The 21,832-nt window shown below is 60.9% G+C and carries 23 protein-coding genes; 22 read left to right on the forward strand and 1 reads right to left on the reverse strand.

Going from position 1 to position 21,832, the window contains the following annotated elements; genetic code table 11:
- Positions 1-39: 39 nt before the first annotated feature.
- The 22 genes from ACOOE2_RS06455 to terL all read left to right on the forward strand — a co-directional run bounded on the left by ACOOE2_RS06455 (position 40) and on the right by terL (position 19,651).
- A complete protein-coding gene (locus ACOOE2_RS06455) occupies positions 40-948 on the forward strand; it encodes a hypothetical protein (protein ID WP_420382199.1) in 909 nt (302 codons plus the stop codon).
- Positions 911-2,287 (forward strand): APC family permease, encoded by a 1,377-nt coding sequence (locus tag ACOOE2_RS06460; RefSeq protein ID WP_420382200.1) that lies wholly within the window; start codon positions 911-913, stop codon positions 2,285-2,287. Before ACOOE2_RS06455 ends, ACOOE2_RS06460 begins: the two co-directional genes overlap by 38 nt.
- Positions 2,288-2,364: 77 nt before the next feature.
- On the forward strand, positions 2,365-2,991 hold the full coding sequence (locus tag ACOOE2_RS06465) for a YoaK family protein (RefSeq protein ID WP_420382201.1): 627 nt from the start codon (positions 2,365-2,367) through the stop codon (positions 2,989-2,991).
- Positions 2,992-3,172: 181 nt separating this feature from the next.
- Positions 3,173-4,018: a slipin family protein gene (locus ACOOE2_RS06470; RefSeq protein ID WP_420382202.1), complete on the forward strand. Its 846-nt coding sequence runs from the start codon at positions 3,173-3,175 to the stop codon at positions 4,016-4,018.
- Positions 4,015-4,164 carry a ubiquinol-cytochrome c reductase iron-sulfur subunit N-terminal domain-containing protein gene (locus ACOOE2_RS06475; protein ID WP_420382203.1) on the forward strand — a complete coding sequence of 50 codons (150 nt, stop codon included), beginning with the start codon at positions 4,015-4,017 and terminating at the stop codon, positions 4,162-4,164. The genes ACOOE2_RS06470 and ACOOE2_RS06475 overlap by 4 nt, the downstream gene beginning before the upstream one ends.
- Positions 4,154-5,602, forward strand: a complete 1,449-nt coding sequence (atpD, locus tag ACOOE2_RS06480; protein ID WP_420382204.1) for a F0F1 ATP synthase subunit beta — start codon at positions 4,154-4,156, stop codon at positions 5,600-5,602. Before ACOOE2_RS06475 ends, atpD begins: the two co-directional genes overlap by 11 nt.
- The gene (locus tag ACOOE2_RS06485; RefSeq protein ID WP_420382205.1) at positions 5,599-5,988 is read left to right on the forward strand and encodes a F0F1 ATP synthase subunit epsilon; all 390 of its coding nucleotides are present in this window, start codon (positions 5,599-5,601) and stop codon (positions 5,986-5,988) included. Before atpD ends, ACOOE2_RS06485 begins: the two co-directional genes overlap by 4 nt.
- Positions 5,981-6,316 (forward strand): AtpZ/AtpI family protein, encoded by a 336-nt coding sequence (locus ACOOE2_RS06490; protein WP_420382206.1) that lies wholly within the window; start codon positions 5,981-5,983, stop codon positions 6,314-6,316. Before ACOOE2_RS06485 ends, ACOOE2_RS06490 begins: the two co-directional genes overlap by 8 nt.
- On the forward strand, positions 6,313-6,627 hold the full coding sequence (locus ACOOE2_RS06495) for an ATP synthase subunit I (protein WP_420382207.1): 315 nt from the start codon (positions 6,313-6,315) through the stop codon (positions 6,625-6,627). The genes ACOOE2_RS06490 and ACOOE2_RS06495 overlap by 4 nt, the downstream gene beginning before the upstream one ends.
- Complete coding sequence (locus tag ACOOE2_RS06500; protein ID WP_420382208.1) at positions 6,617-7,297, forward strand: F0F1 ATP synthase subunit A; 681 nt, start codon at positions 6,617-6,619, stop codon at positions 7,295-7,297. Before ACOOE2_RS06495 ends, ACOOE2_RS06500 begins: the two co-directional genes overlap by 11 nt.
- Before the next feature lie 45 nt (positions 7,298-7,342).
- On the forward strand, positions 7,343-7,624 hold the full coding sequence (locus tag ACOOE2_RS06505) for a F0F1 ATP synthase subunit C (RefSeq protein WP_420382209.1): 282 nt from the start codon (positions 7,343-7,345) through the stop codon (positions 7,622-7,624).
- Between the two features lie 3 nt (positions 7,625-7,627).
- Complete coding sequence (locus tag ACOOE2_RS06510) at positions 7,628-8,491, forward strand: F0F1 ATP synthase subunit B (RefSeq protein ID WP_420382210.1); 864 nt, start codon at positions 7,628-7,630, stop codon at positions 8,489-8,491.
- Between the two features lie 17 nt (positions 8,492-8,508).
- Positions 8,509-10,041, forward strand: a complete 1,533-nt coding sequence (locus ACOOE2_RS06515; RefSeq protein ID WP_420384569.1) for an alternate F1F0 ATPase, F1 subunit alpha — start codon at positions 8,509-8,511, stop codon at positions 10,039-10,041.
- Positions 10,038-10,925: a F0F1 ATP synthase subunit gamma gene (locus ACOOE2_RS06520; RefSeq protein ID WP_420382211.1), complete on the forward strand. Its 888-nt coding sequence runs from the start codon at positions 10,038-10,040 to the stop codon at positions 10,923-10,925. Before ACOOE2_RS06515 ends, ACOOE2_RS06520 begins: the two co-directional genes overlap by 4 nt.
- Before the next feature lie 186 nt (positions 10,926-11,111).
- Positions 11,112-11,684 carry an HdeD family acid-resistance protein gene (locus tag ACOOE2_RS06525; RefSeq protein WP_420382212.1) on the forward strand — a complete coding sequence of 191 codons (573 nt, stop codon included), beginning with the start codon at positions 11,112-11,114 and terminating at the stop codon, positions 11,682-11,684.
- 184 nt (positions 11,685-11,868) lie between these two features.
- Positions 11,869-13,293 carry a cytochrome ubiquinol oxidase subunit I gene (locus ACOOE2_RS06530; protein ID WP_420382213.1) on the forward strand — a complete coding sequence of 475 codons (1,425 nt, stop codon included), beginning with the start codon at positions 11,869-11,871 and terminating at the stop codon, positions 13,291-13,293.
- Entirely contained in the window at positions 13,283-14,335 is a 1,053-nt protein-coding gene (gene cydB, locus ACOOE2_RS06535) for a cytochrome d ubiquinol oxidase subunit II (RefSeq protein WP_420382214.1), read from the forward strand. Before ACOOE2_RS06530 ends, cydB begins: the two co-directional genes overlap by 11 nt.
- Positions 14,336-14,369: 34 nt before the next feature.
- Positions 14,370-15,884: an IS21 family transposase gene (gene istA / locus ACOOE2_RS06540; RefSeq protein WP_420382215.1), complete on the forward strand. Its 1,515-nt coding sequence runs from the start codon at positions 14,370-14,372 to the stop codon at positions 15,882-15,884.
- Complete coding sequence (istB, locus tag ACOOE2_RS06545) at positions 15,871-16,599, forward strand: IS21-like element helper ATPase IstB (protein ID WP_420382216.1); 729 nt, start codon at positions 15,871-15,873, stop codon at positions 16,597-16,599. The genes istA and istB overlap by 14 nt, the downstream gene beginning before the upstream one ends.
- Positions 16,600-16,811: 212 nt before the next feature.
- Positions 16,812-17,588, forward strand: a complete 777-nt coding sequence (locus ACOOE2_RS06550; RefSeq protein WP_420384570.1) for a DNA-methyltransferase — start codon at positions 16,812-16,814, stop codon at positions 17,586-17,588.
- 153 nt (positions 17,589-17,741) lie between these two features.
- Positions 17,742-18,170, forward strand: coding sequence for a DUF5681 domain-containing protein (locus ACOOE2_RS06555; RefSeq protein ID WP_420382217.1), 429 nt, complete (start codon positions 17,742-17,744; stop codon positions 18,168-18,170).
- Positions 18,167-19,651 carry a phage terminase large subunit gene (terL, locus tag ACOOE2_RS06560; RefSeq protein WP_420382218.1) on the forward strand — a complete coding sequence of 495 codons (1,485 nt, stop codon included), beginning with the start codon at positions 18,167-18,169 and terminating at the stop codon, positions 19,649-19,651. Before ACOOE2_RS06555 ends, terL begins: the two co-directional genes overlap by 4 nt.
- A gap of 344 nt (positions 19,652-19,995) precedes the next feature.
- Here terL and ACOOE2_RS06565 read toward each other — a convergent pair whose 3' ends face one another.
- Positions 19,996-21,768, reverse strand: coding sequence for a ShlB/FhaC/HecB family hemolysin secretion/activation protein (locus ACOOE2_RS06565; protein ID WP_420382219.1), 1,773 nt, complete (start codon positions 21,766-21,768; stop codon positions 19,996-19,998).
- Between the last annotated feature and the right edge of the window lie 64 nt (positions 21,769-21,832).

The following is a 21,832-nucleotide window of genomic DNA, read 5'->3' on the forward strand; positions in this document are numbered from 1 at the left end:
CTTTGCTGCTGGGTGCAAGCAGCAAAGGCGCAGACCGTTTTGCCTCAGGACATCCCGAATGCTGCGCCCAACCAGTGGTTCACCGGATCATTGGAAGCGCCATCACCCGCCTTGCCCAAGGCAGGCATGCTCGCGATCGAGCCTTATGCCGTATTCCAGTTCGACACCGGCGCCTATGCCGATAATGGGCACCACCTTTCGACCAGTGACAATGCCAGCACCGCCGAAACGCTGCTGGTGATCAAATACGGCATCACCAGTCGCCTGACGGTCGAGGCTTTGCCCTCGCTGTCGCGAAGCTGGAACAGTCAATCCCATTCGAGCGGGGCGGGCGTTGGCGATCTGCCGATCGAGCTTGAATACCGGCTGACCGACGGCAATTATCACAATGGCGCGCCATCGCTGACGCTCGATCTTGGCGTGACTCTGCCCACCGGGGAATACGATCGGCTGTCGAAGAGCCTGAACGGGGTCGGGCAGGGGGCGTACCTGTTAAAGCAGGGCGTGGTGTTGCAGTCGTTGTTCGACACGCCTGGCAATCATCCGGTGCGCATCCGTGTCTATGCCTCGCTGTTCGAGCCGCTGTCGCATCCTGGGGTCAACGACCTTAGCGTTTATGGCACCAGCCAGGGGTTTGCCGGGCGGGTTCGGCCGGGAATTTCGGGCCAATGGGGAATCGGCGGGGGCTGGGCGCTTGACCGGCATTGGGTGTTCGCGGTGGATCTTGTGCAGAACCTGGCGCGCGGCTATCGCCTGACGGGCGTGGATGGCGGCGGAAGCGCGGTTGCAACCACTGGTCCCAACACATCGAGCACTGCATTGGCGCCCGCCATCGAGTACAACTGGTCAGCCAATGGCGGGCTCATCGCCGGCGTGGAATATACTGCTGCCGGGCGCAACACGGCGTCGTATGTCGCGCCGCAGATTGCTGTGGCGATCTCGTTTTGATGATCCTCGCGCAAAAACAGGCGAGGTGGCCCGGGTGAGCACTCCGGTCGTTTCAGCATTACCCGCCAGTCCGATGAGCCTGTGGTCCGTTACGGCGATGGGTATCGGCGCAATGGTCGGGGCAGGTATCTTTGCCCTGCTTGGCGAGGCGGCATTGCAGGCAGGCGCCGAGACCTGGCTGGCCTTTTTGATTGGCGGATTTGTGGCCGCGCTGTCGGGTTATTCCTATGCGCGGCTGGCGATCCGTTACCCGGAGCTGGGCGGAGTTTCGGCCTATTTCGACCATGCCTTTGGCATTGGCCGGTTCTCCGGCACACTGTCACTGATTTACCTCATCACCATGGCCGCCTCGATTGCGCTCGTGGCCAAGGCTTTTGGCGCTTATGCCGCGCCGCTGGTCCTGGGGCATCCTGACGCGCTTTGGGCCAACATCTTTGCGTCGGGCATTGTGGTGCTGCTGGCTGTCCCCAACATGATGGGGTCCGGTCTGGTTGGAAAAGCGGAAGTCGTGCTGGTCGGTATCAAGCTTGCCATATTGGCGACGCTGATGATCGCCGGCATCGTCGGCATCGCCGGCAGGCCAACCGTCGCGCATTTTAAGGCGACCCCGTTTGGCATCGCCGGCTGTGCCGGGCTCACCTTTCTGGCCTACGCCGGGTACAGCGTGATCGCGGATGCGGTGGGCAATGTCCCTGATCCAAAGCGAACCATTCCGCGCGCGCTGTTTCTTGCGATCGGGGCCGTGATTGTCCTGTATGTGGGACTGGCTATCATCGTGATCGCAAGCATCTCGCCGGCGGATCTGGCGCGGCACAGCGAGACGGCCGTTGCCGAGGCGGCCCGGCCGGTGCTCGGTCAGGCTGGATATGTGATCGTTTCGATCGGCGCGCTGCTGGCAACGGCATCCGGCGTCAATGCCTGGCTGTTCAGCGTGATCAAGATGTCGATCGCGCTTGCGAAGGCGGGCCAATTGCCACGCATGTTTACCCGCCTGGTTTGGCGCGAGGGTACGCAAGGTGTGGCGATCGGGATCGGCGGCATTCTGTTGGTTATCAACGTCTTCGATTTGAGCGATCTTGCCAGCATAGCCAGCGCAACGTTCCTGATCACATATCTTGCTGTTCACATCGCCCATTGGCGGCTGATCCACAAAACTGGGGCGAGCCGCTGGTTGGTCGGCATCGGTATTGCGTCCATGGTCGGAGTACTGGGCTGCTTCGTGTTGACGTTGTTCAGCGCGCATCCCTGGTCCGTTGCCGCGATTGGAATGTTTTTGGCCGGCAGTTGGGTAATCGAAAGCCTGCTGTTGAAAAATTCAAACAGGAATGCGGGACATTAGCAGTGTAGAGATCTTCGGGAAATGCGCGGTCCTGATGGGGGAAGTGGATTTGAACTACAATTGGCAGCGGACCCACCATGACGCGATACGATAAGCGCGTCCAGGCGCTGGCCGTGGGACTTGCGGCGCTGGCTGGCTACGTCGACGCGCTCGCTTTTGTGCATCTTGGCGGATTTTTCGTGTCGTTCATGAGCGGAAATTCCACGCGTATGGGCGTCGGCCTGGCTCAGACATCGCGAAATGCCCAGATCGCTGGCGGGCTGATCGGTCTGTTCGTTGCCGGTGTGATTTCGGGATCGCTCGTCGGGCGGGTTACCGGTCGCCATCGCCGCGCGGCGGTGCTTGCCTGGGTCGCGTTCGCTCTGGTCGTCGGTGCAACAGCGAGCGCACTAGGCTTTTCCCGGGTGGCCATTGCGGTGATGGCAATCGCGATGGGGGCCGAAAATGCAGTCTTCGAGCAGGATGGCGAGTCGAGAATTGGGCTGACCTACATGACGGGCAACTTGGTAAAGACCGGCTTTCGGTTGACCGATGCATTGCTCGGCGGTCCGCGATTTGCGTGGGGTCCGTACATGCTGTTGTGGGTCGGTCTCGTCGCCGGCGCCGCAGCCGGCGCCGTGCTCTACCCGGCATACGGCCTGGGCGCCTTGTGGCTGGCAGCAGGCGCCGCGGCGATTGGTGCCGTGGCCGCGTTGAAACTATAGCTGGCACGAGTTCCAGACCTGTCGCGCGAAATTCCAGAGCGGCCCTGAGTATATTCCGAACCTGCAGCGTTCGGTCTTAGTGTCCTAACACGGTCGCAAGATGGCACTGCATGGACGATCTGCCCCCGAAAATCGTCCGGTCAAGCGCGACCCCGCACCATCGTACCGACAGGAATCGCACATGATGAACCCTTGGCTCGCGGTCACGCCCATCAGCATTCTCCTGGTGCTGTTCCTGTTGCTGGCCAGCGTGAAAATTCTGCGCGAGTACGAGCGGGCCGTGGTGTTCACGCTGGGCCGCTTTGATCGGGTCAAGGGGCCGGGTCTCGTGCTGCTGATCCCGTTGATACAGCAGATGGTGCGGGTTGATTTGCGCATCCAGGTGGTCGAAATCCCCAGCCAGGATGTCATCAGCCGCGACAACGTGTCGATGAAAGTCGACGCGGTGCTCTACTATAATGTGGTCAATCCAGAGCACGCGATCATCCAGGTGGAATCCTATCGGCCGGCGACCAACATGCTTGCCCAGACGACATTGCGCGCAGTTCTGGGGCAGCATGACCTCGACGAGATGCTGTCGGAGCGCAAGAAGCTGAGTGAAGATGTGCAAAGCATCCTCGACGCCCAGACCGAGCTCTGGGGCATCAAGGTCACCAATGTCGAAATCCGCACCGTCGAACTGACCGACAACATGGTGCGGGCGATTGCCAAGCAGGCCGAAGCCGAACGCGATCGGCGCGCCAAAGTGATCCACGCCCAAGCCGAATTCCAGGCGTCACAGACTTTGGTCGATGCCGCGACCATTCTTTCCAGCATTCCGGCTGCCATGCAATTGCGCTACCTTCAAACGCTGACCGATATTGGCGCCGAGCAGAACTCTACGGTTGTGTTCCCGATGCCGATCGACATCATGAAACCATTCCTGACTCTATTGGAAGCGGCCGCGGACCAGGGTAGTGGCGGTCATGCTGCCGGCGCAAACGGGCGCGCGCCGGCGGTGGCCGCCGATCATGAAGCCGGGGCATGAATATCGGTGGTCCGATAATCGGCATCAGGTCGGAAGCAGGCAATGTCAGGCGCCGGGATTTCATAAATATCGCCGCCGTCAGTTTCGTCGGTGTCGGCGCAGCGTCTGCCACAATACTGATCGGCACACTGCACCATGGCATCTGATCTTCCGCACCCGAATCTCGGCACGGTCGTGTCTGTCCGGGGCAGCGTCGTATCGGTGCGTTTCGAAGGGCCGCTACCCCCGGTCTACACGATGCTGGTCACCGGGCCGGACAAGGCAATCCGGATCGAAGTGCTGGCGCAACAGGATGAACGGCACGTTCGCGGGATCGCGCTGAGCCCGACGCAGGGCCTGGCGCGCGGCATGACGGTCGAGGACACCGGTGGACCATTGAAAGCCCCTGTCGGCAAAGCGGTGCTTTCACGGATGTTCGGCGTTTTCGGCAACGCGATCGATCGGGGGCCTGCTGTGGCCGATGTCGAGTGGCGTTCGGTGCATCGCGCGCCACCGTCACTTGCGCAAAGGTCGACAAAATCCGAAGTTTTCGAAACGGGGATCAAAGTGATCGATGTGCTGCTGCCGCTGGAGCGTGGCGGCAAAGCCGGGCTGTTCGGCGGCGCGGGCGTCGGCAAGACCGTGCTTTTGACCGAGATGATCCACAACATGATCGGTCATCACCAGGGCGTCAGCATATTCTGCGGAATTGGTGAGCGCTGCCGCGAGGGGCAGGAGCTCTACGACGCGATGAAGGACGCCGGCGTGTTGCCGAACATGGTGATGCTGTTCGGTCAGATGAATGAACCGCCCGGCGCGCGTTTCCGCATCGGGCATGCCGCGCTGACGATGGCCGAATATTTCCGCGACGATCAGCACCGCGACGTACTGTTGCTCGTAGACAACATTTTTCGCTTTATCCAGGCCGGCATGGAGGTGTCAGGCCTGATGGGCCAGATGCCTTCGCGGCTAGGCTATCAGCCGACCATGGGCACTGAACTGTCCGGGCTGGAAGAACGCATCGCCAATACCGATACCGGTGCGATCACGTCGATCCAGGCGGTTTATGTGCCCGCAGATGATTTTACCGATCCCGCGGCGGTTCACACCTTTTCGCACCTTTCCGCATCGATCGTGCTGTCGCGCAAACGCGCGAGCGAAGGGCTGTTCCCCGCAATCGATCCGCTGCAATCGAATTCAAAAATGGCGACACCCGGGATTGTCGGTAAGCGTCATTATGCGCTTGCGCAGGAGATCCGGCGCACGCTGGCCAAATATGACGAGCTGAAGGACATCATCGCGATGCTCGGGCTCGAACAGCTTTCGCCCGAGGATCGCAAGGTTGTCGAACGCGCACGCCGGCTCGAACGGTTTTTGACCCAGCCGTTTTTCACGACCGAGCAGTTCTCGGGAATAAGCGGAAAAATGGTCAGCCTCAAGGACTCGCTCGACGGTTGCGAACGCATTTTGAACGACGAGTTTAAGGACTATCCCGAATCCGCGCTCTACATGATCGGGACGATCGACGAGGCCAAGGCAAAGTCGAAATCGGCGTCGCCCGGGGCCAAGGCGGCGCCCGCGCCGACACCGGCGCACGCCGCATGAACCTGAAGATCCTCCTGCCGTTCCGCATATTCGCCCAGCAGAAGGGCGTTGCGCGGATTGTCGTCGAGACCCGGCAGGGCTCGCTCGGGCTGCTGCCCCACCGGCTCGATTGCGTGGCGGCCCTGATGCCGGGAATTCTGACTTACGCCTCTGCGTCCGCCGGGGAGGTATTCCTGGCGGTTGATGAGGGGGTGATGATTAAATCGGGGCCGGACGTGCTTGTCTCGGTACGACGGGCCAGCGGCGGTACGGACCTTGGCCGGCTACGCGAAACGGTGGAGCACGATTTCCTGGCGCTGGACAATCAGGAACGAACGATGCGTTCGCTGCTGGCACAACTCGATGCCGATCTGATCGAGCACATGGCCGGAATTCACCGTGAGTGATGACCCGCGTCGGACGATCGAGCAGGCGAACGCCGCACTCGGCGAAAGATTGGGGCTGAAGGCGGCGCGCAAGATCCGGGCGCGGCGTGATGACGGCCATGGAATCTGGTCCGGTTTTGGCATGATGGGTCTGATCGGCTGGTCGGTCGTGGTCCCGACGCTTCTCGGCGCTGCGCTCGGGATCTGGCTCGACGGCCATTATCCGGGACGGCATCCCTGGACACTGGCGCTGTTGATGGCCGGGCTGACGCTTGGCTGTTTCAATGCGTGGGCCTGGGTGGCGCGGCAGGGCCGTGCGATGGCCGAAGAAACCGAGGATCCGGAATGACCGAATTCGTGACGCTTGCCCTGTCCCTGGCGGCAGGTCTGTTACTGGGGGCATTTTTCTTCGGCGGATTGTGGTGGACGGTTGTCAAGGGCCTGGCATCGCCGAACCCGGCGCTGTTGTTCCTGGGCAGCATGGTGCTGCGCATGGCGGTCCTGCTGGCGGGGTTGGCGCTGATCGGTCGCGATGACTGGCGGAACTGGAGCTTGTGCCTGCTCGGGATCGTTCTCGCGCGCATGGCGGTAAAGCAATGGACCCGGCCGTCGGCCGCACCGACCGACATGGCCGAAAGGCAGGCCCGCCATGCGCCTTAGTGCCGATCAGATCATCCTGTGGCAGCATGGCTTCGTCAAACTCAACGGGACGATTGCGTTCACCTGGGCCCTGATGTTCGTGCTTGTCGCAGGGTCGTGGCTGATTACCCGCAACCTGTCGACAGGGCTGCAACGGTCGCGCTGGCAAAACCTGCTCGAAATCGTGGTCACCGGTATCGTGCAACAAATCGACGAGGTCGGCCTGCGCAATCCGCGGCAATACCTTGGATTTCTGGGCACGCTGTTCCTGTTCGTCGCCTCGGCCTGCGTGTGCACGATCATTCCGGGGTACGAGCCGCCGACCGGTTCGCTTTCGACAACGGCGGCGCTGGCCCTTTGCGTGTTTGTGGTGGTGCCGTTCTTCGGCATCAGGGAGCAAGGGGTGGATGGCTATCTTAAGTCGTTTGTCGAACCCACGGTCATCATGCTGCCGTTCAACATCATCAGCGAGCTTTCGCGGACACTGGCGCTCGCCGTACGGTTGTTCGGCAACATGATGAGCGGGACGATGATCCTGGCGATTTTGCTGACGATCACCCCGCTGATATTCCCGATTTTGATGAGCGCGCTCGGTCTGCTGACCGGTATGGTGCAAGCGTATATCTTCACCATTCTGGCCGCGGTCTACATCGCTGCCGCCACACGCGGCAGCAAAGCGAAGGCCGCGTGATCATGACCCCCCAACACGAATGCACGCCACCGGCAGGAGAGTACCATGGATAGCATGACGCTGATCGCGATCGCTTCGATCGTCACCGCCGGCCTGACGATCGCGCTGGGCAGCATCGGCCCGGCGCTGGGCGAGGGCCGGGCCGTCGCCACCGCGCTGAGTTCGCTGGCGCAACAGCCCGATGCCGGTTCGACGATCACCCGCACGCTGTTTGTCGGCCTGGCGATGATCGAATCGATCGCGATCTATTGTTTTGTGGTGTCGATGATCCTCATTTTCGCCAATCCGTTCTGGAATTACGCGATCGCCCATGCGGCGGGGAAGTAGCCCATGCTGATCGACTGGTTTACTGTCGGGGCGCAGGCGCTCAACTTCATCATCCTGGTGTGGTTGCTCAAACGCTTTCTCTACAAACCGATCATCGACGCCGTGGACGCGCGTGAAAAGCGCATTGCCGCGGAGCTGGCCGATGCTGATACGAAACGGGCCGACGCGCAAAAGGAGCGCGAGACCTTTGAACACAAGAACCACGATTTCGACCAACATCGCGCCGCTCTGTTGAAAAAAGCGACCGCAGAGGCGGCCACCGAACGCAAAAGACTGCTCGATGAGGCGGGCCAGGCCGCGGACGCCCTGGCAGCCAAGCGCCGCGATGCTTTGCAAAACGAAGTCGTTGCTCTCGACCAGGCAATTCGGCGCCTGACCCAGCAAGAAGTGTTTGCGATCGCGCGTAAGACCCTGACCGACCTTGCTTCTGCAACCCTCGAACATGCGATGATCGATCTCTTCATCCACAGGTTGCAGGAACTGGCACCCAAGGCCAGGGCCGAGATGGCGAAGGCGACCGGTGAGGCAAGCGATCCGGCGATCGTGCGCAGCACTTTCGACTTGCCTGAAGCGCAGCGCGACGCTGTGCAGAAGGCAGTGCGCGACGTGTTTGCCACAGATGGCAAACTGCGTTTCGAAACCGCACCAGAAATTGTCAGCGGGATCGAGTTAAGCGCCGGTGGACAGAAAATCTGCTGGAGCATAGCGGACTACCTTGCCGCAATGGAACAGGGCGTCGGCGCGCTGGTTCAGCCAAAAACCGCCCCGGATAAAGCAGCAAAGGACCATCCAAAGCCCGTGCAAAAGCGTGCTGTCAAACATGTTGCGAAGCCCAAAGCGTCAAGACGCAAAGCGGCACCAGCGTGAGCGCCGAGCCGGAAAAGCTGGCCGATATATTCGGGCAGGCGTTTGATCTGCTGGGCGCGGCGCGCAAGGTATTTGTCCCGGAATTGCGCCCGCGCGAAGTGGGCACGATCACCAGCGTCGCCACCGGTATTGCCAAAATCTCCGGCTTGCCCGGCGTCGCCTACGAAGAACTGATCCAGTTCCCCGGCGGGTTGCTCGGCATGGCATTCAACGTCGACGAAACGGAAGTGGGCGTCGTGCTGATGGGTGAATACTGGCATCTGCAGGCCGGTGATGAAGTTACCCGCACCGGCCGCGTCATGGATGTCGTCGTCGGCGAAGCTCTGCTGGGGCGCGTCATCGATCCACTGGGCCGACCGCTCGATGGCAAAGGGCCAGTGCCCGCGCACGAGCGGCGCCCGATCGAACGCGTGGCGCCGCACATCATGGACCGTGCCGCCGTGACCGTGCCGCTGCAGACCGGGCTCAAAGTCATCGATGCGCTCATTCCGGTAGGGCGCGGCCAGCGTGAGCTGATCCTCGGCGACCGCCAAACCGGCAAGACCTCGATTGCGATTGACACCATTCTCAACCAGCGCGATCAGAATGTGCTGTGCGTCTATTGCTCGATCGGTCAGCGCGCCTCGGCTGTCGCCAAAGCGGTCGCCACATTGCGCGAAACGGGCGCGATGGCCTATACCGTACTGGTCGTGACCGAGGGCAACGATCCCCCGGGGCTGACGTACAGCGCGCCTTATGCGGCAACCAGCGTCGCGGAATATTTTATGGAACAGGGCCGCGACGTGCTGATCGTTTATGACGATCTGACCAGCCACGCGCGCGCCTATCGCGAATTGTCCCTGCTGTTGCGGCGTCCCCCCGGCCGAGAGGCATTTCCGGGCGATATCTTTTACATTCATTCGCGCCTGCTCGAGCGTGCGACGCATTTGCGGCAGGACCTGGGCGGCGGTTCGCTGACCGCGCTGCCGATCATCGAAACCGAGGCGCAGAATATCTCGGCCTATATCCCGACCAACCTGATTTCGATCACCGACGGTCAGATCTATCTGTCGCCGTCGCTGTTCGAACTGGGGGTCTTGCCCGCGGTCGATGTCGGGAAATCGGTTTCGCGTGTTGGCGGCAAGGCGCAACATGGCGCTTATCGCGCGGTCGCTGGCGACCTGAAGCTGGCTTATGCGCAATTTGTCGAGCTGGAAACCTTCGCCCGTTTCGGTGCCAGGCTGGATGACGATACGCGCAAGATCATCGATCACGGCGAACGCATCCGCGCCTGCCTGAAACAGCAGGAGCGCGCGCCGGTCGCCGTCGCCGCCCAGATCGCCATTCTGCTTGCGCTAACCGCAGACTTGTTTGCACCCGTGCCGCTGGAACAGATGACAGCCGCGCAATCGGGAGTTGAAACGGCCGCAGCAACGATCCCGGCAGAGGTGCAGGCCCGTTTTGCCAGCGCCGATACATTGAGCGATGCAGATCGTTCGCTGATTGTCGACCTGGCCCGCCAGGCTCTGGTGCCGTTTCAGCCCAAACCCCCACCAGACCCCGGCGCATGAGCGACACGGCTGAGGGCTTGCGCCGAAAAATTAGCAGTGCCGGTGATCTTCAATCGGTTGTTCGCTCGATGAAGGCCCTGGCCGCGTCGAGCATCGGGCAATACGAGAAGTCGGTGCGTTCGCTCACTGACTATTACCGCACAGTCGAACTCGGGCTGAGCACGTGCCTGCGCGAACACCCTTCCGCAACACAAATTGTGGTTCCGGCCAAAGCCCAAGCCGTCAGCGCGATCGTCTTCGGGTCGGATCAGGGGCTGGTCGGGCAATTCAATGACATCATTGTCGATTATGCTGTCAAAGAACTCAGCGCTTTGCCAGGCGGAGCAAAAGTGTGGGCAGTAGGCGAACGTGTGCATGCGCGGCTGGCCGATGCGGGCCTCGCCCCGATCGGGTTGTTTGCGCTGCCCAATTCGGTTGAAGCGATCGCACCGCTGGTGGGGCAGTTGCAAATCGAAAGTGAAACCCAGCGCCAGCGCAGCGGCACCACCTCGCTCTGGGTATTCCACAACCGTCCACTGCCCGGTGCGCTTTACGAACCTGCGGGCCAGCGGTTGTTGCCGCTCGATCGGCAATGGCAACGCAATCTTGCCAGCATTCCCTGGCCGTCGGCCGATCTGCCCGAAGTTCTGGGAACCGGCGCCACGACGCTGCGCGCGCTGATACGGGAATATCTGTTCATTTCGCTGTTCCGCGCCTGCGCCGAATCTCTTGCGAGCGAGAATGCGAGCCGTCTTGCGGCGATGCAGCGGGCCGACAAGACAATAAACGACCTGCTGGAAACGCTTCATGCGCAATCCAACCAGTTGCGCCAGAGTAGCATCGATGAAGAATTGTTCGAAGTGATCGCCGGTTTTGAAGCGTTGGCCGATAGGAATCGGAAATGACCGATTACCCTGCGTACAACAACCAACAGAATGGTAAAGACTGTCCGTTTTTGCAAGGCGGATCATCAGCGTTCAGCTTATTTCTCTCCCAGCCCGTTGATCGCATTCTTGCCGGAACTGTTTCCATTTACAACGTTTTTCGCTGCACGGGCAGCGGATTGCCATCCACTCACAGGGAGCAAGACCATGGCTTTTCAGGAATCGCTAACCCAGGATCGCATGCGCGCCCGCATCAGCGCGACGATCGCGCAGCATTGGAAACAGACGCTTGGCGTCGGGCTGCTGCTGGAACTGTTGGGCATTCTGGCATTCGCTATGCCTGTCCTGAGTACATTGGCCGTCGACATATTGGTCGGGTGGCTGCTGTTCCTCGGTGGCATCGCCCGAGTGGTGACGTTGCTGCGCGCGCGCCATTGGCCAGGGTACTGGTGGTCCCTGGCGGCTGGCGTCTTGACGGTGATTGTCGGTACCATGCTGGTGTTGCGGCCGCTGGGCGGCGTGCTGACGCTGACGATGGTGTTGGCGGTAGTGTTTTCGGTCGAAGGCATGTCGGCGATCTTCGCCGGGCTCGATTTTCGCCATCATGCGCGCAACTGGGGCTGGTTGTTGTTCAGCGGGTTTGTCGATCTGGTGCTGGTTTTCCTGATCTGGTCTGGCTGGCCGGGCACAGCCGTATGGGCGATCGGCATGCTTGTCGGTATCAATCTGATCGTCACAGGATTTTCGCTGATCATGCTGTCGTTTGCAGCGCGCGGCTAGCATAGCCTGCAGGGCTGCCCGGTCGCGGCCGAAGTTTCCGGCCCCATGATCGCGGTATGAGTAGATTCCGAAGCTCAACAGCGAATCCCGGTTCCTGTAGCTCTCGCGGATAGATACTCAGAAGGGGTCAAGACTTGATCGAGCGATTTACCCATATCCGGCTCTTGCGCCTGTGGGCCACCGGTTGGCCAGTGCCGAAGATCAAACCGCGGTGACGCTCGATCCGCTCCTTTTATCACGGCTGCAATGGGTCTGGGTAATCTCCTGGCATATATTGCTACCCGCTTTCACCGTCGGCCTCGCGTCTTATATCGCGGTGCTCGAAGGTCTCGCCTTTTTTACCGGGCGCGAAGTGTGGAGCCGCATCTCGGCGTTCTGGACCAAGATCTTTGCCATATCGTTTGGCATGGGCGTTGTTTCCGGCATCGTCATGCCCTTCCAGATCGGCACCAACTGGAGCCGTTTCTCGGATACGACCGCCAATGTCTTGGCGCCGTTGCTTGCCTATGAGGGGCTGACCGCCTTCTTCCTCGAAGCATCGTTTCTTGGGGTACTGCTTTTCGGCCGCAAGCTCGTGCCGCCCTGGGTCCATTTCTTCGCAGGGTTGATGGTCGCGGCCGGAACGCTGTTCTCGACCTTTTGGATCCTGTCGGTGAACAGCTGGATGCAGACCCCGCAGGGTTTTCACATCGAAAATGGCCGGTTCTTTCCCGACGACTGGTGGGCGATCATCTTCAACCCATCGTTCCCCTACCGCTATCTCCACAACGTCAACGCATTCTATATTACGACCGGTTTTGTCGTACTGGGTGTCGGCGCCTGGTTGCTTCGGCGTGGCCGTTCGACTGAAGAGGCCGGCATCATGATCCGCATGGCGCTCAACCTGTTGATCGTGCTGGTTCCGTTGCAATTTGTGATCGGTGATCTGCATGGCACCAACACGCGGGAATACCAGCCGGTCAAATTTGCGGCGATCGAGGGCCGGTATGATACCGTCAGTCCGCTGCCGCTGACGCTGTTCGGCATTCCCGACGATGCGTCCGGGCGGATGCGGTACGCGGTCGAAGTGCCCGCCCTGGGCAGTGTGCTGCTGATGCATTCGCGGACTGCGACCATCAGGGGGCTCGACAGCTACCCGATGGATCAGCGCCCCCCAGTCGGACCGCCATTCTTTTCCTTTCGCATCATGGTCGGAATTGCGGTGCTGATGCTCTTTGTCGCAGCGACAGGCCAGTTGCTGCGGCCAGGTGGCAGGTTGTACCGGTCCGTCTGGTTTCTGCGTCTTTGCCAATGGACCGCGCCGCTCGGCTTTGTGGCCGTTATCGCCGGCTGGACGACCACAGAGGTCGGTCGCCAGCCATGGACAGTCTATGGCTTGCTGCGCACGGCAAAGTCCGTCACGCCGTCGTTGACCGGAACCGATGTTGCCATCTCGCTCGCGCTTTACGTGATTGTCTATCTGATCATGTTTCCGACGGGTTTTGCCATCATGGCCGGGATCGTGCGGCGCGGCATGCATGCTGCGACCGACGCGCCGGACCAAATCGAAGCAGGCCGGCCGATGCCGCCTTTTGTTGCCCCGAACGCGGATGATCATCATGTGGCATAGTCTGGTCCCGATCTGGACCGTGATCCTGGGTCTTGGAATCTTCATCTACGTCGCGCTCGACGGCTTCGACCTTGGCGTCGGGATGCTGCATGGCCTCGTCGCGCCGATGCACCAGGACGTCGTCATGAATTCGATCGGGCCGTTCTGGGATGGCAACGAAACATGGCTGATCCTGGGGCTGGTGGGCCTTATGGCTGCGTTTCCGTTGGCATTCGTGATCATCATCCCTGCTGTCTATTTTCCGATCGTGATCATGTTACTGGCCCTGGTATTTCGGGGCGTCGCCTTCGAATTCCGCTTCAAGCATACCGGCCTCAAACGCTTCTGGGATCGCGCATTCTGCCTGGGGTCGCTGGTTGCGACTTTCGCGCAAGGTGTCGTGCTCGGCAGCTTTATTCAGGGTTTCAAGGTCGAGGGTAGGGTGTTCACCGGATCGTCTTTCGATTTTGCGACACCGTTTTCCCTGCTGACCGGTGTCGCGCTTGTCTTTGGCTACACGCTGCTTGGGGCAGGCTGGCTGGTAATGAAGACACAGGGCGATCTGCAGGCGTGGTGTCGCCGTGCGGGCCGGATAAGCCTGATCGGCGTGTCGTTCTGTATCGCTGCCGTCAGCATCTGGACGCCCCTTGCCAGCAATGCGATTTTTGAGCGATGGTTTGCCTGGCCGAACACCGCATTCCTGTTGCCCCTACCGATCGCGACCTGCGCTGTGGGGCTCTACGCCTGGCACGCGTTGGGGCGCGATAGCTCGTGGGAGGCGTTTGCCGCCGCGGTTGGCCTGTTCGCGCTGTCATTCCTGGGTGTCGCAATCAGCCTGTGGCCGATGATCGTTCCCGGCCATTACACCCTTTGGGAAGCCGCATCGCCAGAGAGCACGCAAGCGTTCCTGCTCGTGGGTACGCTCGTGTTGCTGCCCGTCATCCTGTTCTACACCGGGTGGTCATACTGGGTCTTTCGCGGGAAGTGTGGATCGGCGTGCAAAAAGGACCCGGCTAGCGGGGTGATCGGCGTCCAAAAGGGAACCACCATTCCGATGGTTTAGACAGCGGCCTGGATTTTCAGGTGGCGAGATCGGGATGTTGGTGGTGGAGACAGTTGTACGCATCAGGCGCGAGCACGCGGGCGGCAAGGCGATCAGGGAGATCGCGCGGGATCTACGGCTGTCGCGCAAGGTGGTGCGCAAGGCGATCAATGCGACGGAAGGCGCGTTTGACTATCATCGCACGGTTCAGCCGCGGCCTCGGCTCGGGCCGTTTCAGGAACGGCTCGATACGCTGCTGAGCGAGAACGAGGCGCGGCATCGGCGTGACCGGCTGCGGATGACGCGGATCCACGATCTGCTGCTGCGTGAAGGGTTCGAGGGTTCGTATGATGCGGTGCGGCGCTACGCCCGGCGCTGGGCGGATGGCCGCCGCAGGGATCCCGGCGGCGACGTGCCTGCATTCATTCCGTTGCTGTTCAAACCCGGCGAGGCGTACCAGTTCGACTGGAGCCACGAGGACGTAGAGATTGCGGGCAAGCCGATGCGGGTGAAGGTCGCCCACATGCGGTTGTGTGCGTCGCGAGCGGTGTATGTGCGGGCCTATCCGCGCGAGACGCAAGAGATGGTGTTCGACGCCCATGCCCGCGGCTTTGCGTTCTTTGGCGGGGTGCCGTTGCGCGGCATCTACGACAACATGAAGACCGCAGTGACGACGGTATTTGTCGGCAAGGAGCGCGTGTTCAACCGCCGGTTTCTGGTCATGGCCGATCATTACATGGTCGAGCCGACCGCCTGTTCTCCAGCGGCAGGCTGGGAGAAGGGCCAGGTCGAGAACCAAGTCCAGACGATCCGTGGTCGCTTTTTCCAGCCCCGGCTGAAGTTTGCCAGCATCGAGGAACTGAATGGCTGGCTTGAGGCCGAGTGCCTGCGCTGGGCGGCGATGCACTCGCACCCCGAGCAAAAGGACATGACCGTTGCGCAATGCCTGGAGGCCGAGCGGCCCGCACTGCAACCAATGCTGTCGCCGTTCGACGGCTTTCACGAGACGAGCCACGCAGTGACCGGCACCTGTCTGATCAGCTTTGACCGCAACCGCTATTCCGTGGCGGCGCGGGCGGTGCGCCGCGCGGTTCAGGTGCGCGCTTATGCTGACCGGATCGTGGTGCGCCTGGGGGATGAGGTTGTCGCCGAGCACCCGCGCTGCTTTGGGCGCGACCGCACGCTCTATAATCCGTGGCACTATCTGCCGGTGCTGGTGCACAAACCCGGTGCGCTGCGCAACGGCGCGCCATTCCAGGACTGGGCCCTGCCGCCGGCGCTGGCCCGGCTGCGGCGCAAGCTGGGCAGCGGAGACGAAGCCGATCGCCGCTTTGTGCGGGTTCTGGCCGCCATATCCACCGACGGACTGGAGGCGGTCGAGGCCGCCATCGGCGAAGCGTTCGATACCGGCGCTGCCAGCGACGAGGTGATCCTCAATATTCTGGCGCGGCGGCGCGAACCACCAACAGATCAGCCACTCAGCGTCGTAGTCGATCTCAAGCTCAAGCATCCGCCCCGCGCTGATTGCGCGATCTATGACACGGTGCGAGGCCACAATGCAGCGGCATGAGATGATCGACGCCATGCGCGCGCTGGGCCTCAAGGGGATGGCCAGCGCGTTCGACGAGGCGGTAACCACCGGCGTGCAACGCCAGCGCACCACGCCCGAGATCCTGACCGATCTGCTGCGCGCCGAAGCCGCGCACCGCCACGCGGCCTCGATCCGCTACCGCATGAGCGCCACCAAACTGCCGGTGATCAAGGATCTCGACGCGTTCGTGTTCGATGGCACGCCGATCAACGAGGAACTGGTCCGCTCGTTACAGGCCGGATCATTCCTGCCGGGCAGGCGCAATATCGTGCTGGTCGGCGGCACCGGAACCGGCAAGACCCACCTGGCCATCGCCATCGCCGCCAGCGTTGTGCGCGCCGGCGCCCGTGGCCGCTACTTCAACACCGTCGATCTGGTCACGCGGCTTGAGGATGAGGCGCGCATCGGCAAGGCCGGCGCGCTCGCCGCCCAGCTCAGCCGCATCGAACTCGTCGTGCTCGATGAACTGGGCTATCTGCCGTTCGCCCGTTCCGGCGGCCAATTGCTGTTCCACCTGATGAGCAAACTCTACGAAAAGACCTCGGTAATCATCACCACAAATCTGGCGTTTGGCGAATGGCCGACCGTGTTCGGCGATCCCAAAATGACGACCGCGCTGCTCGACCGCACCACCCACCATTGCGACATCATCGAAACGGGCAACGACAGCTGGCGCTTCAAACACCGCAACTGACCCGGCCAAACCTCGATAAAAATTTACTTCGCGCTGGGGCTGCCTCCGGTCGGGCTACGCCCTCCCTACGCCAGCCCCAGCGCGAAATCAGCGCCCGGCATCAACCCAAGTGCAACGCCGCCAAGTGGTCCCCTTTTGCACGCCGATAGCGGGTCCCGTTTGGACGCCGATTGACAACTTACGTGCGGCTGATGAACGGGAACCTGGCGCAAATGTCGATCCAGGATCCCCCATATAATGTCTCGGTAACGAAGCACGTAGGGGGTCTGGGTGCGACCAAGCATCGCGAGTTTCCCATGGCGACCGGCGAAATGTCCGACGTACAATTCAGTACATTTCTCATCGATGAGCTGAGGCTGACATCGGCGTTCTGCGAGCCAGGTGCCATCATCATGTCCTTTATGGACTGGCGCAGCATCGACAAACTCATCGCCGCCGGAAAGCAAGTTGGCCTCGAGCTGATTAACCTGTGCGTCTGGAACAAGACCAATGCATCAATGGGATCGTTGTATCGGTCGAAACACGAACTGGTTGGGATCTTCAAAAAGCCCGGCGCGCCCCATCGCAACAATGTCCAGCTCGGCAGATTTGGTCGTTACCGGACCAATGTCTGGGACGCTGCCGGTTGCAATAGCTTTGGCAAGAATCGGATGGAGGAACTCGGATCGCATCCGACAGTGAAGCCAGCCCAGCTTATAGGCGAAGCCATCCGGGATGTATCGCACCGCGGCGAGATCGTGCTCGATAGCTTCCTAGGCTCGGGAACCACGCTGATCGCCGCCGAGCGCACTGGTCGGATCGCCTACGGCATCGAGCTGGACCCGATCTACGTCGATACCGCCATCCGCCGTTGGCAGGCCCACACCGGGGTTCATGCCGTGCTGGAAGCCACAGGAGAAACCTTCGCCGCCACAGCTGCGGCCAGGTCCGAAACGGCTCCCCCGCCCATCGTGCCTCCTGCACGCCGGCGGATTGTCCCCATCACCTGATCAAGCATCTCACCCCAATTCAAGGATTACCCGATGACTCCATCCTCGATCCCTTCGCCACCTCGGCGTATTCGCCCTGTTGCCCCCAAGGCTGCCGACACTGACCACGTGCAACATGACCGGGACGACGACCAAGATCGTTCGGAGGCGAGTATGCCACCGCGCAAACCAAAGCGTGAGGCCAATGGTGGTAGCTTTGCCCCTGGCGTTTCCGGAAATCCCAATGGCCGCCCCACCGATGTAGAGCGCGCCAAGAAGGCAAAAAACGCGAAAGGCGCCAAGGCCGCGGCGCGCAAAGTCTTGAACTCGAAAATTGTCGTGCAGACCGGGCGTGGGCCCAAGAAAGTGTCGTACTTCGAAGCATTGGTCTCGAAGGAAGCGTCCATGGCTGCAGAGGGAGATTGGCGTGCGCGCAGGACAATGTACGACCTCGCCAAATGGGCGGCGGACGAGGGCGCTGAACTGCCTGCACACGCCGATGGCGGATCGCCAGAGGAGCTGACTGCCGCGGGTCAGGCGATCATCAACTGGTTCGAAGATGACGTTCTTGCCCGCGAGCGGGATGAAGGAGAGGACGCATGAGACCGCCCTCTCAACCGCAACTCGTCGACGCTCTGGCACGGGAACGTCTATTACCGTTCGTGATGCTGGTGTTTGCGCACCTCAAGCCCGGAGAGCCTCCACTCAGAGCATCATGGTATTTGAAGGCCATGTGTTATTGGCTCGAAAAGGTCGCAAGGGGCGAATTGTTGCGCTCGATGATTTGGCTGCAACCCCGAGCGCTCAAATCGATCACGGTTGCAGTTGCGTTTCCATGCTGGTTGCTGGGGCGCAATCCTGCCGAGGAAATCATGGTCGCTACCTATGGTAGCGACCTGTCTCGTCAGCATGCAGATCATCGCCGATCCGTCCTAGAGTCGGGTTGGTACCAGAAGCTCTTTCCCGCAACACGCATCGCTCCGCGTGGTAATCGGCAAGAGGAAATTATCACAACCCGCAATGGTCGTTGCCTGGCCATCTCTGTGGGTGGCCGGGCGACCGGCAGCGGCGCCAACTTCCTGATCCTGGACGACGTTATGAAGGGGGACGAAGCAGTCAGCGAGGCGGCGCGCGCTGCGGTGAAAAACTGGTTCGATGCCACTGCCCAGCAGCGGCTCAACCCATTGGGGATTGGCGCGATCGTTTCGATCCAGCAGCGGGTTCACGAGGACGATTTGCCCGCTTATCTGCGTGACAAAGGGTACGCGTGCCTGTGCTTGCCCGCGATCGCGCCCCGAGACATGCTGATAGAGACCGGGCCCAGGCAGACCCATCTTTATCGCCGCAACGAAGTGCTGTGTCCGGAACTGATGTCGCGCGAGCAGCTCGAGCAGAAACGGCTGGAGTCGGGCCCGCATGTGTTTTCCTCACAGTTCCTGCAGGACCCCGTTGCGCTGGAAGGCAATCTTTTGCGGCTCGACCATTTCCGGCGTTTCGAGAACCCCATTGATCGTAATCGCTTCGAGAAGGTGTTCCAGAGTTGGGACACAGCGACGAGCTCTCTGGCAACGGCGGATTGGTCGGTATGCACGACCTGGGGCTACTTGGCGGGGCGGTATTTCCTGATCGATATCTACCGGCAGCGGGTCGAATATTTTGACCTCAAGCCCGCGGTCATTGCCCTGCAAAGGAAATGGCGCGCCGACCGTGTTCTGATGGAAGACGCCAACGCTGGGACTGGCCTTATCCAGGAATTTCGAAAATCTGGGCCATTCCAGTTGGTCAGATGCAAGCCAAGCAACAGCAAGGTAGAACGGCTGCTGGCGCAAACCGGCCAGATAGAGGAAGGTCGGGTTTGGCTTCCAGCGGAGCTTGATGGGCTTGACTTCATGCTCGGTGAACTGAGGGCATTTCCTCATGGGAAACATGACGATATGGTCGACAGCCTTAGCCAGATGCTGGAATATGCCCTCGATCACTGGCGGTACGCGGAGACCCAATATATGCCCGATGGACGGCGTCGGAGCAATCTCGGGCAGTCGAAACGTCCGCCATTGCCGCGTTTGCCGCGGTGGGTGACCTGATCTTGATGGGTAGAAAGTTGGCTGCTTCATCTCCGATTTCCCAAGCCGCCGGTAGCGATGGCAGCTTGCTTGGGTTCCCCGGCTTGCACTGCAACCCGTCAGCGCAGCGCAAAATGGAAGGGCATCGGTCCGCCATCGCAGGTGCCGCCGCACCAGTCGCCCAAGGTTCGCGCGCTTCCCGACGTCACGATCAACGGCGCAATCGGACAGCCCATACGGCAGTGTCAGTGGGCTGACCGATCGGCGGCTTTATCCGGCGATGTGATCATCATCGACGATTACATGAAAATCGGCGAGGCTAGAAGCTACCCTGTGGCTCATCGAGGGGGCCTGCGACAAGGGGACTACAGTCCGAAAGTCACTGTCACCATGCCGAGTTGGCCGAGCGCCGCCTGATTGGGTAGGCGCTTCAATTGCACACCGAAGTCGAATCGCAACTGGACATGGTTCTGCCAATCCAACTTCGCACTGACGCCTGTGCTGGCAGCTCGGGATTTCGGGATTTCACCCGGACCTGGATTTTTATTGGAAAGATCAGCCCATTCGGCGAATATTGCGAGATAGGAGCGAGCGCTCGTGGCCAGAGGCAGGTTGGGGGTGCGCAATTCGGCGCTGACGTAATAGCCTTCGTCGCCGTTAATCGAATTGGGCTCATAGCCACGCATTGTCGCAGCGCCACCAAGGCTGAGTTGTTCGGATTCGAGCAAGGGGCCATCGGCCAATTGGCCCGTCGCTTTCAGGGCCAAAACGCCCCCGCCCGGAAAGGCGGTCAGGCGATCGAGATCTGCGCGGGCATAGACGTAGTGTGATTTGGCATCAAACCGACCGGAATGGGTCAGCGCGGGCTGGAATGCCGCATTGTTGTTGTTGCCGGTCAAACCGCCCGGGCTGCCGAAAACCGACGCGTCCAGGCTCCAGATCCCGAGGCGATCGGAAAGGCTGGCGCTGTATTCGAAGAGGAATTGATCGACGTCGGTACGGTTGGCGGAAACGTTTGTGCCGCCGAAATCGAGATTGTTGTTGGTTGTCTTGAAATCAAAACCGGCCTGCATCGTCTGTTTGATGCCGCCCCAATCGGGAAGGCGGTGCTGATAGCGCATGCTGGCCTGCCCGCTCTTGCCGACCAGATCGAGGCCCACGCCAATGTCGGGACGCGTGCGTTCATAAGCACCGAATACGATCAGCCGGTCTTCCCAGGGTAGCGCAGCCGACCAATAGGCCGAATGGCTCATGAAACTTACCCGCTGTGTCCCGTCCGAACGTCGGTGCCCATCGAACAGGTCGCTGCTGGTCGAAAATTGATACGACAGGATTTCATCGGCGCCGAATGCACGACCCCAGTTGAAGCCGACGCTGTAGCGGTCGCGGCCGAGCACACGGGCGTTGCTGTTGTCGAAGCTGACATAGGGCCGGAACGGAAAGCGATCACGCGTCATCAGCACGATATCGGTGTGACCGGGATCTTGGCTGGGCCGATAAACCAGTTCGACATGTCGGAACGGATTGGCATTGTCTTCGTCGAGTGCACGCGTCATTCGTTCGGGAAAAATCGGGTCGCCGTAACTGATGTGGAAAGGCGCCAGAACCTGATCGTCCGAAAACCAGCGGTTGCCTTGTGCTGATACCTTGCCGGCATGAAATTCGGTTACGACTACCTGTATCGTACCGCGATCGATGTTTTGTTGCGGCACGACAGCGCGGACCAGTGGCGCACCTTGCGCTTTGTACGCCGCGAGAACCGCTTCAGTAATGTCGCGCAACTGTGCGAATGTCAGCGGCTTGCCGATGAGATCATTCATTTTCCTCGTAAAATCAGCTTGGGCAAGCGGCGCGAGACCGCTCGTCTGCACGCCATCTGCGGCCACGCCGTTGCTTTGGAACGCAGATACACCTGCCACGAACACCAGGCCTTTGAGCGACGCGACCACCTGTCCATTTTGCGCCGAAGCAGGCACTACGGGTGCGGCGGGGGGCTGGGGCTGCGCGATCGGCGCTGGAGAGGGTGTGCCAAGATCGCGAGGGGCGACGTGCTGGTAATCCTGCGCGGATGCATTGCCCGCAGACAATGCACACAGACCGGTGCCGGCCAGACTGGCCACCAGATGGAATTTTTTCATGGCCGGATGATCTCCTGGGCAAGGCAATTTCGAATTGGCGTGGGCAACTTGCGGGAGCAATCGA

The organism is Novosphingobium sp. (assembly GCF_965214355.1).
In the GTDB taxonomy this organism is placed as follows: Bacteria; Pseudomonadota; Alphaproteobacteria; order Sphingomonadales; family Sphingomonadaceae; genus Novosphingobium.